The following is a 13349-nucleotide window of genomic DNA, read 5'->3' on the forward strand; positions in this document are numbered from 1 at the left end:
ATGAAGTCTAATCGCTATTTTCACCAATCGGTTCCAGATCCTTTATTGCGGCCAACATAGCCCTAAGACAGGCCTCTTGGGAAACAGGATGCTTTGTTTTTTCTTTTTGGGTATGATAGCTTTTAATGAATCCGCTGGCAGAAGACCAGACAGTATGCATCACGCCCAAAAAGTGCTTCTCCATTTCTGGGGTAGAATTTTCTTTAAAGTTATACATCATCATAACCTGTTCCCTGGCCACTTCGGGCTTCTTCCAAGGACAGGCAATAACGTCCAATCCCTTAAGGGCAAATAGGGCAGGGGTTGGAAGGGCCTTTTCATAATGCCAGTCGCATATCACCACAGATTTATCAATTAAGTCTATGGCCCTGGCCGTGTTGTTCATACTGGCCTCCCACATCCCAATACCGGAGGTGGATGCATCTATTAAACGATCGCCCCAAATCCATAGCCGTTTGTTGTTCATCTCTAAATGCCGACTTATCTTATTAACTTCATTGGCAAAAAGAGTAGCCGGATCTTTCCCTTGGCAGCGAGGACATTTTTCATCCGCAATGTAAAATACCTCATCCATTCCTGCGTGAAAAGCTTCGGCCTCAAAGACAGAAATAATTTCATCTACTAGATCAAACACTACATTGTGCACTTTTGGATGCAATGGACAATAACTTTTGCAGTAAAGTCCATCAGCATTTGGCCATTCATATTTTTCAGGTATTTTAACATGGGGCGTTTCATCAAATTGGGGATAAACCTCCAAAAGTTTATTGGTTTTCCCTGCCCAACTCTGATGTCCTAATAAATTAACTTGAGGAATTAGATTTATATGGTGTTTTTTGGCAACAGCAACCAGTTTCTTTATTTGCTCTTTGGATAATGGATTAGTGCCCCTTAATTCGGGCCTAGATTCGTAGGCGTAATTAAAATCTACGCGTAATACAAGGGTGTTGATACCATTTGGGCCCAATTCTTCATCCACGAATTTTACAAACTCGTCCACACCATCGGCATTGGGAGCAGCTATACAGAGCCCCTGCACTTTGAAGGTATTTTGCCCGTTGCATACAAGGGTTCCCAGCGTTAACAATATAAGGAAAATCTTACCCATAGTAATAATAGAATGGTTTTGACTCATGAAAAATTACCCCAAATAATATGGTCCATAATCTATTGCCGTTGTAATGCTTCTTTTATGGCCGTTTCCACCAAGGGTTCCATTAAGGCATAACCCGCAGCGGTAGGATGTACCCCGTCCTTGGCATATTTTTTTGGAAGTCCGTTGTTATCATCGGCCATAACGGAAAAGTAGTCCAAATAAATATGGCCATTGGCTTCGGCATATTCTTTTAGTAATGTATTTAAAGCCGGTATTTTTTCGTTGGGTTTCAGTCCTGGTCTCCAAGGGTAATCAAAGGCCGGTAGTACAGAGGAAATAATAACTTTAATTCCGTTGGCCCTAGCCAATTGGGCCATGGATTTAATATTGTCCACTATCATTTTTGGAGTAGCAGGTCCAGTATTTCCTGCAATATCATTGGTGCCTGCCAAAATAACCACTACTTTAGGTTTTAAATCTATTACATCCTGTCTAAAGCGCAATAGCATTTGTGGAGTGGTCTGTCCGCTTATACCTCTATTGATATATGGTTTCCCCTTAAAAAAGTTAGGCCTAGTATTTATCCATCCAATTGTTATGGAGTTACCCATGAATACCACTCGGTCTTCATTGGCCTGGGGCTCACCCAATTTTTTGTTGTCTTCGGAAAAGTGCTTCAGATTGGGCCAATCTTGGGCAATGGTATCGTTCATGGTAAAGAGTGTGAATAGAGAAAAAATTAATGGTAGTCCAAGGCTTTTCATGGAGTTGGTTTTATGTGGTTTAATAATTGGTTACTGTAAATTGTTAATAGGGATAAAATAATTTATAATTTTTACAAAGGACGATCCTCATTTTCTAATTGTAGCTTATCTTCTTTGCTCAAAGCTAGATCTTCTATCAATCTCACTTTCGTAGGTCTCAATTTTATAAGATACAGGAGTAAAAGTAAGGAAATTACTAAATAAAATACATTACTGCGCAACATAAAGACTATGGCGCTAAAAAACGTTGCCATATCCAGTATGGCAAAACGTACCATGCAGGTTTGTTGGTAATGAACCACCTTTTTTCTTAAAGAATTATTCTTTGGTATTTGGGCCAATTTTTTTTGGAAGTAATAATTACTACCAAAATAAGCAATCATAGCAATGAGCGGGACTAGGTATACAAAAGCGGTGTTTCCGGTAGGAAAGCCTAAGATAAGATCATTGGTTGTTATAAAAATAAAGAGGATAAACAATAGAATTCCTGCGGTAACAGCAGAGTGGGTAATGGATAATGAAAATAAAATTCTTTTGAATGTTAGGGTTTTGGCATTGCTCATAGTAAGTTAATTGTTGCGCTAAGTTGTCATGCACTTCCCATGTAAAAAGAGAAGTAAACATCCTTTGGGTAAATAGTTATAAAGGTAAGGTCTTTGGCTTTTTAAGCAAGGTATCGGTGTATCAAATTATTATTATACCAAACCGTACCCAATCTTATTAAAAACCATCCTCGAAACCAATCCGCTTCATATTGAGGCATAACATATCTATTGGCCCCAAAATTTTGTTTATTTTTAGGACGCTAATTCACAAAGCGGATTAAGAGATTTAATATCCCAATACCTAATAGACATGACCCATATGGATTTTTATATACTTCTTGCAGATGATGATGAGGATGATTGCATGTTTTTCAATGATGCTTTGGAGGAACTTTCTATAGCAGCCTCTTTAAAGACTGTAAACAATGGGGTAGCACTAATGGAGTTCTTGAATAACAATGAAAGGGGTCTTCCTAATGTTATTTTTCTGGATTTGAATATGCCCTGTAAATCCGGGCCCGAGTGTTTGTTGGAGATAAAAGAAAGTGAAAAATTTAGGCATATACCCGTAGTTATGTATTCTACCTCGTTTAACCTTGAGGTTATGGATCAATTATACCATAATGGTGCTCAGTACTATATTCGAAAGCCGGCCGATTTTTCAGATTTAAAATCAGTAATAAATAGGACTATCTCAACAATTAAGGCCAAAGGAGCCCAAAGACCGCTCAGGGAAGAATTTGAGATGCAACCTTAAATTGAACAAAATTGAAAACTACCCAAAAAAATAACAATCTATTGTTTCTCAGTGGTGGGGGGCAAATGAGTGAGCTGATACGAACTATTGACTGGGACAATACCTCTTTGGGAAACATTCAAAATTGGTCGGTAAGCTTACGCACTACCCTTGGCATAATTTTGCACACAGCCCAACCTATGTTTTTATTTTGGGACAAGGATCAATTTTGTTTTTACAACGATGCCTTAGCAGTAAGTTTGGGTAATGAACGGAAATATCCTGTCATAGGTAAGAAAGGAAAAGAAGTATGGCCAGAATTGTGGGAGGTCATTGGTCCAATGGTAGACCAAGTGTTGAGTACGTCACAGGCTGTATCATTTTCGGATCAGTTGGTTCCATTTTATAAAAACGGGAGGAGGGAGGAGGTGTACTGGACATTTAGCGGTAGTCCTGCTTTTGATGATGACGGTCTTGTAAACGGTGTATTGGTTAGCTGTTCGGAAACCACGGAGACAGTGGTGGCCAAAAGTGGATTAAAGGAAAGTGAGCGCAGGCTGCGATCTATGATTATCCAGGCTCCGGTGTCCATAGCTATTTTTCGTGGATCTAAGTACGTTACCGAAATGGCCAATTCTCTGGCTCTTGAAATGTGGGGGAGAAGTGAAGAGGAAGTTTTGGGTGAATCAATTATAGAGGCAATGCCGGAACTTAGAGCACAGGGTATAAAGGAGTTGTTGGACAAGGTATACCAAACTGGCAAAACATTTACTACCTCTGAGTTTCCTGTTCAACTAATGCGGAAGGGAAATTTGGAAACTACCTATATTAACTTCAGTTGTGAACCTCTCTTGAATTCCAATGGGGAGATTGAAGGAATAATGGCCTTGGGAATGGAAGTCACGGATCAAGTATTGGCCCGTAAAACTATTGAAGAGAGCGAGAAAAAATACAAAGAGCTTATTTTTGGTTTGCCCGTAGCGGTATATTCCTGTGATTCCAAAGGGCGTATTCAACTCTATAATGATGCAGCGGTTAAACTTTGGGGACGTACCCCTGAGCTAGGAAAGGATTTGTGGTGTGGTTCCAAGAAAATCTTTACTGCTGACGGAAATCCTATTCCCTTAGAGGAAAGCCCTATGGCCATAGCTCTAAATGGAGGGGAACTAATTAAACCTGAACTGCTGGTGGAACGGCCAGATGGCAGTAGGGCAAATTTTATTCCTTATCCCCAACTTATTTATGACAACGAAGGGCGAATTACCGGGGCTATTAACACTTTGATTGAAATTACAGACCAGGTGTTGGCCAGGGAAAGAATAAAAGAAAGTGAAATGCATTTCAAGGCCATAGCAGACAATATACCCAACCTTGCCTGGCTGGCAGATGCAGATGGCGCTATCTACTGGTACAACAAAAAATGGTATGATTATACGGGGAAAACCGCAGAAGAAATGGCAGGCTGGGGCTGGCAGTCTGTACAGGATCCTAAAATTCTACCCCAAGTGATGTCTAATTGGAAATACTCCTTGGAACAAGGCAAGGAATTTGAAATGGTATTTCCTCTCCGCGGTGTGGATAGAACCTTTAGGCAGTTTCTTACCCGAGTTCTACCTGTTTATGACGATAAGGGGAAGATAGTAAAATGGTTTGGTAGCAATACTGATATTACGGATCATGTAAGGGCGCAAAAAAAGCTGGAGGAAAGCGAAAAAAAATTCCGACTCCTCGCCAATTCCCTTCCGCAGCTTATTTGGATAGCCGATCCCAAAGGTAACCTCAATTATTTTAATAAGGCGGTAATGGAGTACTCCGGACTGTCACTAGAAGAAATAGAGAATGGAGGGTGGTTGCAGATCGTACATGCAGAGGATAGGACAAAAAATATTGAATTGTGGGAATACTCGGTAGCCACAGGAGAAGATTTTTTGATGGAGCATCGTTTTCGCAAACACGACGGTACATACCGTTGGCATCTAAGTAGGGCTCAGGCACATCGCGATGACAGAGGAAAAATACAAATGTGGGTTGGCAGCAGTGCAGATATACAAGAGCAAAAAGTTTTTAGGAACGAACTGGAAAGGCAGGTCAGGGAACGTACCGCTCAGCTGTTGGAATTAAATGAATCCCTTAAAAAAAGTGAACAGCGTTATCACCTGATGGTTGAAGAGGTTCAGGAATACGCCATACTATACTTAAACCGTGAGGGTATAGTGGAAAATTGGAATTCAGGTGCGGAAAAAATAAAGGGTTATAAGGCAGAAGAAATAATAGGTAAGAGTTTTTCCAATTTTTATACACAAAAGGACAGAAAGGTTAGGCTTCCCCAAAAATTATTGGGCATGGCCGCGAAAGAAGGTAAAGCGGTACATCAGGGCTGGCGGGTAAGGAAGGATAAAAGTTTGTTTTGGGCAAGTGTGGTTATTACCGCCATACATAATGAGCTAAATGAAGTGATAGGCTTTTCTAAGGTTACACACGATTTAACTACAAAGAAAGAGGCGGATGATGCTCTAAACGAAAAAAAGTTGGAACTGGAGCAAAAGAATATTGAACTTCAGAAAATGAACAAGGAGCTGCAATCCTTTGCCTATATTTCTAGTCATGACCTACAAGAGCCGCTAAGAAAAATACAGACCTTTGCCTCTCGAATTATAGAGAAAGACATGGATACCCTTTCCGAAAAAGGGAAATTTCTGTTTAATCGGATGCAACTTTCTGCAGAACGGATGCAGTCGCTTATAGATGATTTGTTGGCCTATTCCCGGACGCACAATATGGAGGGCGATTTTAAGCATACATCTTTGGGTAATATAATAGAGGATGTGAAACAGGATCTTAGTGAAGAGCTCCTTGAAAAGAATGCATCTATTGAGTTTGATGGTACATGTGAGATCTTTGTTATACCTTTTCAGATGAAACAACTGTTTTACAATCTGATAAGTAATTCCTTGAAATTTTCTAAGCCGGACCTAGCTGTAGAGATCTCTATAAAGAGTGATCACGTAACGGACCATGGTAGGGAGGAAGAAGAAAAGCCAACTGGCCATACATACTGTCGGATCGTTTATTCGGACAACGGCATTGGATTTGATCAAAAGTATAGCGAAAAGATATTTGAACTATTCCAACGGCTCCACGGGAAGACAGAATACCCTGGAACGGGAATAGGGCTTGCCATTATAAAACGCATAGTGGAAAATCATAACGGTATGGTAACGGCAAGGGGTGAATTGGGCAAGGGGGCAAGCTTTGAGATACTACTTCCGTTAAATGAGGCACAAGCCATACGCTAACATGAAACCTAATGTCTAACTAGTACGATGTCAAAATAAGAGGTGGGCCCAAGACTCATAGGGGATAAGTATGCAATGATAAGGCTGATATATGGGGCAAGCTAGTCCAATGATAAAGGTGTTGCCATATCTACCAGAAATATTCCAAAATTTAAGGGAAGTCTAATTTTTATATGTTTATAAATAACACCAAACTTGTTAGTTCTTTATTTAAAAAACTGAGAACCAACTTCTATAACGGTTAATAAAAAGCACATTTTTTTTATGGCCAAAACTGCATCCTAAAGAAAGAAATGAGGTAATTTTGACGCCATGAAAAGAGGGTGTATTTCTATGGCCGAGTCAACGGATTTTAAGGGAGGGCAATTAAAGGAAGTTCCTTCCTTATCCCTTGATGTTCCGGTGTGTTCCTTTTCGGGGAAACCAGCGGAATATTATATCGGGCTATCTGGTATGGACAATTCAGAGGAGGTAAGGATTCTTGGGGCAATCAGTTCCGAGTTTGTAGAAACGGCAATCGTGAACGTTTTGGGACAAGGGGTAGACGACATTCATTGGCCGGTGATCCTAGACCTAAATAAAGAAATATATTACCATTCCTATCAAGCGCATGCCCGAGGCCTATCAGCAATAATGGGATGGAAAGAATTGCAGGGATAACGCAAAAGAGCAAAGCATATTTTTATTATATTGCATAGAGTTAACCAAACAGTGATAGGCGTTGCCAATTGGATATTAGTTTAGAAGAATCATTAAGTTGAAATCTAATTGCCTGTCTTGCCTAGTAGGGGACGCAATATAAAATTGGATTATTGGTTCGGCTGCAGTTTGTGTCTTTTAACAATTTGTGGTGCTTTTGAATTTCTTGTTGTAATAAGTACAAATGTTAAGACCACTTTTTAAGAAATAGCATATACCAGCATTTTATTCCTGTATTAAATTTATTGTTCTCCATAGTTGTTTGCAATCGTTTTATATAATGAACAGCTTATCATCCAACGGGAGTCCCTATGAATCCGAAGATCTAATTTTTGAGCTAGGACCTTTTCCTATGTGGATTTTTGATATGGAAACCCTTAAATTCCTAAAGGTAAATACGGAAGCTATCCGGCAATACGGTTATTCGCAAAAGGAATTTTTATCAATGAACCTTAAGGACATAAGACCAGAGGAGGATATCCCTAGGTTGGATAAGGCTATTAAGGACATGGTTACCCGAGAAGGAACTTATAAAGAAAGTATTTTTCGTCATAAAAAAAAGGATGGTACAGTCTTTCCGGTAAGATTAAAGTCCAATTTAATAACATATAACGGGAGGAATTGTGAAATTGTCAGTGCTATAGATATATCGGAAGAAGTTGAATACCAAGATTATCTTTTGCGACAAAAACAAATTATAGGGGCAATTTCGGATATCAATTCCATCTTGTTGAAAAATATAGACTGGTTAAAAGCGCTAAAACTATGTTTCCGAATTGTGTCTGAAACCCTGGAAGTGGATAGCGTTTATTTTTTCGATATCAATTTAAAGGAACAGACCGCCTCACATAAAATGGCCTGGACCAATGCCGAGAGAAATTCTATGCTTGAGAGTCCTAAATTTCAGAACATACACCTATCGGAGGTTTCTGATTTACTGGTTTGCTTTAAGAGAGGCCAAAGGTATGAGGCCCATGTGGCCAATATGGAAGAATCGGCTACCAAAGCATTTTTGACGTCTATGAAATTAAGGTCCATATTGGCTTTGCCGGTTATGGCTGGTGGTGATCTGTTCGGCTTTATCGGAATAGATAATTGTAACCAAGAAAGAGAATGGAAAGACGAAGAATTTCAGTTATTGGATGTCCTATCCACTAATTTGGCAAACCATATGGCTCGTACCGAAGCCCTTAGAAAGTTGGAAGAAAGCGAATACAAATTTAAGACAATGGTGCAGAGGGGTAAGGGCTTAATGGCTATTGTAGACAGTGGGGTAAACTATAAATATGTAGCTCCAAATTCTAAAACCGTCTTAGGTATAAATGCTGAGGATTTTATAGGAAAGAACGCCTTTGATTTTATTAACGAGGAAGATATACCACGACTACAGGAGTATTTGCCTAGAGCTTTAAATGAAAAGCATGTATCCGTCCCCCCTTATAGGTTCAAAGATAGTGAGGGCAATTGGAGGTGGATAGAAACGGTTCTTACCAATCATTTGTCCGACCCTATAATCGCTGGAATCGTCGCTAATACAACGGAGGTAACCGATGAAATGGAAAAGAAAATGGCCAAAGACATGCTCTACTCCATATCAAAAGCAATAGTACAGCCGTGTGAACTTAGTGACTGTTTAGACAATGCAATGGAAATTTTGATATCTTCTACCAATATCTGTGCAGGGGAAATCTGGTTGAAGACAAATGATGGGACCCGACTTATTTTAAGGGGCAAGGCATACCGGGGAGAAGCCATTAAAAAATTCTATCAGGAAGACAGTGTAGTGGATATAGTAGGGAAAGGTGTAGGGCTGGCCGGTAATGTGTGGAAAACAACAAGCATTTGTCTGTGGGGAAATATAAAGGACAGTTCGGATTGTGTACGGCAAAAGGGGGCAGAAACGGCTTCAATAAATTCGGCTATCGGATTACCTGTTTTTTATGGTGAAGAATTTTTAGGCTGTATACTACTGTTTTCCCAGCAACCAAAGAGCTTTTTGTCCAACATGCAATACCTTTTAGCCGACTTAGGAGATGAGATGGGAGCGGTGGTAAAACAACGGATTACGGAGGATGAATATCATAATTTCTTCGATATTTCTCCAGACCCGTTTTGTATTATAGGTTTCGACTCCCGTATCAAGAAGGTGAACAAGGCCTTAGCAGTTGCATTGGATTACAGAGAGGAGGATTTGGTAGGTGCCAATTACCAACAATTTGTAAATAGTGCCGATCTTGGGGTAATTGATGAAAACTTGACGTCACTAATGCAGAATTTATCCACTGAAGGCGTGGAGGTAAGGATGCTAACCGCCCAAAAAGATGAGAGATGGTTTGTTTGGTCCGGGACGGTAAAAAAGGATGAGAAATTGATTGTGGCCGTAGCAAAGGATATCACTGAGAATAAACTTGCGCGAATATCTTTAAAATCGGCCTATGAGAGGTTGCAATATGCCCAAAGCATAGCTAAACTGGGATACTTTCGACGTAATATCGATTCAGATATCCAACAATGGACAGAAGAAGTATATAAGATCTTTGGGCATAGTCCTAAAAACTTTGTTCCCTCCTTTGAGAATGTTAAGAATTGTCTACATCCCGATGACCGACATATAATGGAAGGTGATCCCATTCTAAATATGGTTCCCGGGAAACTGCATAGCTTTGATCATAGAATTTTAACGCCCACGGGAAAAATAAAATGGGTGCACGAAGAAATTCAAGTAAAGTTGAACGAACAGGGAGAAAGATCCCATATAGAAGGTACTGTACAGGATATAACCGAAAGTAAGGAATTTGAACAACAACTGCTTCTTAGTAATGAACGGTTTAGATTGGCGATGTTGGCCAGTAATGAAATGATTTGGGAAATAGACCATCAAAAAAATATAATGATCAGGGGCAATGCAGAGGAAAGCGATATGGAACCTACCCATAATGAACCTTTTAATAAGGATAATAGTTGGTTTAAAAAGGTGCATCCAGAGGATAGGGACGGGGTGCTTAATAGCTTGTACAATAGTCTGGGAGATAAGGAAAAGGATTCTTGGGAGCATGAATACCGTATGGAATTGGAAGATGGTTCTATTGCATATATGGTAGATAGATGTTTTATTCTTAGGGATAATATGGGCACTCCGGTACGTTCTGTGGGATCGGTAATGGATATTACTACTTCTAGACAGCATCTTGAAAAAATAAAAGAACACAACAAAAACCTGCGTGAAATTGCTTGGCTACAATCGCACGTGGTACGTGCTCCCTTGGCAAGAATAATGGGACTGATTCACCTATTTAAAGAATATGATGGTGGCGATCTATCGGTTGAGGAGTTATTTGATCTGATCTCAACTTCTGCCCATGAACTTGATGAGGTTATTCACGAAATAAGCGATAAAACCAATAAAATTAAAGACAAAGAAGCATTAAATGCATCTGATAGGTGATACCTAGGTTTTTAATTAACTCGGCCACTTGGTTGATTGAGCTTTATTTCCATTATATATTCCAGAAAATTATCTTATTGCCCCATATACGATAATAAATATAGGTTACTATAGATTTTGAGAGTAGCTATCTGAGTATGGAATTTGCGTACTATTTAATGTGTATAAATGTTTCTCTTTGGGCGGAAAACGTTTAAATTGGGATCTTGTAACATTATAATAAAAACCACCAAACCAAAGCATGAGAATACTACTGTATATATTCTTTATTTGTTGCCTTAATGTCCAGTTTATAAATGCCCAGGCCTACCGCAACTTATTAAGCGGTAATTACCCCTATGATACTATTAAAAAATATATTGTAAAAGACCAATCCTGGGTGCCATTTCCAGAATATAAAAATCGTACGCAATGGGAAAAGATTCCCCAAAACCTGAGGGATGCCTATGTTGCCGAAGGGGAAAATTATTTGGAGTATCAATGGAAGTATATTCCGGTTTCGCACTATTTGGAATTTACCAAAAGCGGTAGTAGGACTATTATGGAGAAACCTTACCGGAAGAATATTAAAGCCTTTGAAGCCTTGGTATTGGCTGAATTGATGGAAGGCAAAGGCCGATTTCTAAAGGATATTATCAATGGGATATTCTATTATAGCGAGCAAACCTATTGGGGCAATTCGGCACATTTGTCCCTTCAACGGGCAGGTGCCGGGCTGCCCGATGTACTAGAACCTACCATTGATCTGGGAGTGGGAAAAGTGGCGGCCAATTTGGCATGGACCCATCATTTCTTGGAAGAGGAAATAGACAGTGTAAACCCTTTAATTTTGAAAAGGCTGCGATTTGAAATAGAAAAAAAGGTACTTAAACCGTACTATACTAGAAGTGATTTTGGTTGGATGGGGTATACCAATGAGAGGGTCAACAATTGGAACCCTTGGTGTAACTACAATGCTTTGAACTGTATTTTGCTTTTGGAAAAAGATTCCATAACCCGCAGTGTGAACGTGCAAAAAAGCATGCTTTCCGTTGATGAATTTATGAATTATTATAAGGATGACGGCGGCTGTGAAGAGGGGCCGTCTTACTGGAACCATGCTGGCGGTAAGTTGTTTGATTACTTGGAACTTCTTTTTAAGGGAAGCCAAGGTAAAATTGATATTTATGAAGAGCAGCTTGTTCAGAACATTGGGAAGTATATCTATAAAGCTTATATCAATGGAGAATATTTTGTGAATTTTGCCGATGCCTCCGCTAAATTAAAATCGCGCCCCGGTACTATTTATCGTTATGGAAAGCGCATTAATGACACGGTGATGAGCGATTTTGGGGCTTTCTTGGCCCGGAAACAACATTATGGAGAAAGTACCTTCAAAGGAAAAATAGAACTGGCCCTGGATGAGCTCTTTAATTTGGACGAAATTAAAAATGCAAAGGCGAGGGAACCCCTTTTGGGTGATTTTTGTTTGCCAGACACTCAAATTATGGCCGCAAGGGAAAATAGGGAAAACCATGATGGCTTTTATTTCGCGGCAAAGGGAGGCCATAATGCAGAAAGCCATAATCACAATGATGTGGGCACTTTTATTCTATATTATGATGGCAAGCCGGCCCTGATAGATGTAGGGGTAGATACCTATACGGCCAAAACTTTTAGTGAGGATAGGTATTCTATCTGGACCATGCAATCTACATATCATAACCTACCTACCATAAATGGTGTGGACCAAAAAGACGGACAGGAATATAAAGCTAAAAACAGTTTCTATAAGGCAGAAAAGGATAGCGTCACTTATTCTTTGGATATTTCAGGGGCCTATCCCAAAAAAGCCAAAGTAGGGCAATGGCAGCGTAGTTATAACCTGATAAGAGGCAAGAAATTTGAGATTTTGGATTCATATTCGCTTTTGGAAAATGTGGGGAATACCTACCTTAATTTTATGGTTGCCTTGGAACCCATTATAGCAAAACCGGGCTATATAAGACTTGGACGGAAAAAGACCGGCTTGTCTTTGCAGTACAATCCAGAAATTCTAAATCCAATCATAGAAAATATTGTTATTGACGCCAACTCAAGACTGTACAGCATTTGGGGGAAGCAATTGTATCGCATAAGATTTGAAGTGTTGGGCAGCAGTACCCAGCAGGACTTAAATATTTCGGTACAGCCCGTAAAATGACATGCGAAAAAGATTGTTGCCGATAAAGAGGTATTTGCAGCTGCTGGTTGCACCTTATAATCGTTCCAAAAGACCTTGTCAACCATTCCAAAGAATATGAAGCCCTGTGTAAAAGTGTTTGTTTTCTGGTAAAAAAAGCTTCTGTACGTCAAGGTGTTATACATTGGCAACAATATTTTATTGGTAGGGAGCAATGGCTCAATGCAGCGGTAATTGCCCCTATAGGGTATAGATCTACATTGGATAGAACACAAGACAGAAAAAAAATAAGAAAAACGAAGGAAGAATTGTTTGTAATCACTTGACAATTAATGTTCTAAGTAACGAAGTAGGCATAGAGGGGTAAACTTTTTAGGCTTGCTCTAAATAGCCAAATAATAAAAGAATGCCAAGTAGAAACATGCAGATCAATGAATAAATTTAAAATTTAGTTGTACATTTATCAACACTAAAGCACGGGGTGCCTGGTAAAGACCAAGCTGAGATAATACCCGATACCTGATTTGGATAATGCCAACGTAGGGATGCAAGCCAAGATATTTCGTTTTCGGCTCCATTGTTTGGTACTCCAAATAATGGAGCTTTT

8 protein-coding genes and 1 riboswitch are annotated in these 13349 nt (G+C 39.5%); of the genes, 5 read left to right on the top strand and 3 right to left on the bottom strand.

Features of this window, described 5'->3' with window-relative positions; genetic code table 11:
• Positions 1–7: 7 nt before the first annotated feature.
• The 3 genes from EHW67_RS16650 to EHW67_RS16660 form a co-directional block, all read right to left on the bottom strand.
• Entirely contained in the window at positions 8–1108 is a 1101-nt protein-coding gene (locus EHW67_RS16650) for a family 20 glycosylhydrolase (RefSeq protein ID WP_126163521.1), read from the bottom strand.
• 59 nt (positions 1109–1167) lie between these two features.
• Positions 1168–1860, bottom strand: a complete 693-nt coding sequence (locus EHW67_RS16655; protein WP_126163522.1) for an SGNH/GDSL hydrolase family protein — start codon at positions 1858–1860, stop codon at positions 1168–1170.
• A 71-nt stretch (positions 1861–1931) separates the two neighbouring features.
• Entirely contained in the window at positions 1932–2423 is a 492-nt protein-coding gene (locus EHW67_RS16660) for a hypothetical protein (RefSeq protein ID WP_126163523.1), read from the bottom strand.
• 301 nt (positions 2424–2724) lie between these two features.
• On the opposite strand from EHW67_RS16660, the gene EHW67_RS16665 reads away from it, so the two are divergent.
• The 5 genes from EHW67_RS16665 to EHW67_RS16685 all read left to right on the top strand — a co-directional run bounded on the left by EHW67_RS16665 (position 2725) and on the right by EHW67_RS16685 (position 12763).
• Positions 2725–3162: a response regulator gene (locus tag EHW67_RS16665; RefSeq protein ID WP_238389972.1), complete on the top strand. Its 438-nt coding sequence runs from the start codon at positions 2725–2727 to the stop codon at positions 3160–3162.
• 11 nt (positions 3163–3173) lie between these two features.
• The gene (locus tag EHW67_RS16670; RefSeq protein WP_126163525.1) at positions 3174–6437 is read left to right on the top strand and encodes a PAS domain S-box protein; all 3264 of its coding nucleotides are present in this window, start codon (positions 3174–3176) and stop codon (positions 6435–6437) included.
• Between the two features lie 312 nt (positions 6438–6749).
• A complete protein-coding gene (locus EHW67_RS16675) occupies positions 6750–7097 on the top strand; it encodes a hypothetical protein (protein ID WP_126163526.1) in 348 nt (115 codons plus the stop codon).
• Between the two features lie 319 nt (positions 7098–7416).
• Complete coding sequence (locus tag EHW67_RS16680) at positions 7417–10581, top strand: PAS domain S-box protein (protein ID WP_126163527.1); 3165 nt, start codon at positions 7417–7419, stop codon at positions 10579–10581.
• A 241-nt stretch (positions 10582–10822) separates the two neighbouring features.
• On the top strand, positions 10823–12763 hold the full coding sequence (locus tag EHW67_RS16685) for a heparinase II/III domain-containing protein (protein ID WP_126163528.1): 1941 nt from the start codon (positions 10823–10825) through the stop codon (positions 12761–12763).
• A gap of 446 nt (positions 12764–13209) precedes the next feature.
• A riboswitch (TPP riboswitch) is annotated at positions 13210–13305 on the top strand.
• Positions 13306–13349: the final 44 nt, after the last annotated feature.

The sequence above is a fragment of the Arenibacter aquaticus genome (assembly GCF_003957295.1).
In the GTDB taxonomy this organism is placed as follows: Bacteria; Bacteroidota; Bacteroidia; order Flavobacteriales; family Flavobacteriaceae; genus Arenibacter; species Arenibacter aquaticus.

What these genes read in the sequence shown, in the direction of transcription:
- EHW67_RS16650 (WP_126163521.1), bottom strand. Translation starts at nt 1,108, where the DNA reads ATGGGTAAGATTTTCCTTATATTGTTAACGCTGGGAACCCTTGTATGC.
- EHW67_RS16655 (WP_126163522.1), bottom strand. Translation starts at nt 1,860, where the DNA reads ATGAAAAGCCTTGGACTACCATTAATTTTTTCTCTATTCACACTCTTT.
- EHW67_RS16660 (WP_126163523.1), bottom strand. Translation starts at nt 2,423, where the DNA reads ATGAGCAATGCCAAAACCCTAACATTCAAAAGAATTTTATTTTCATTA.
- EHW67_RS16665 (WP_238389972.1), top strand. Translation starts at nt 2,725, where the DNA reads ATGGATTTTTATATACTTCTTGCAGATGATGATGAGGATGATTGCATG.
- EHW67_RS16675 (WP_126163526.1), top strand. Translation starts at nt 6,750, where the DNA reads ATGAAAAGAGGGTGTATTTCTATGGCCGAGTCAACGGATTTTAAGGGA.
- EHW67_RS16680 (WP_126163527.1), top strand. Translation starts at nt 7,417, where the DNA reads ATGAACAGCTTATCATCCAACGGGAGTCCCTATGAATCCGAAGATCTA.
- EHW67_RS16685 (WP_126163528.1), top strand. Translation starts at nt 10,823, where the DNA reads ATGAGAATACTACTGTATATATTCTTTATTTGTTGCCTTAATGTCCAG.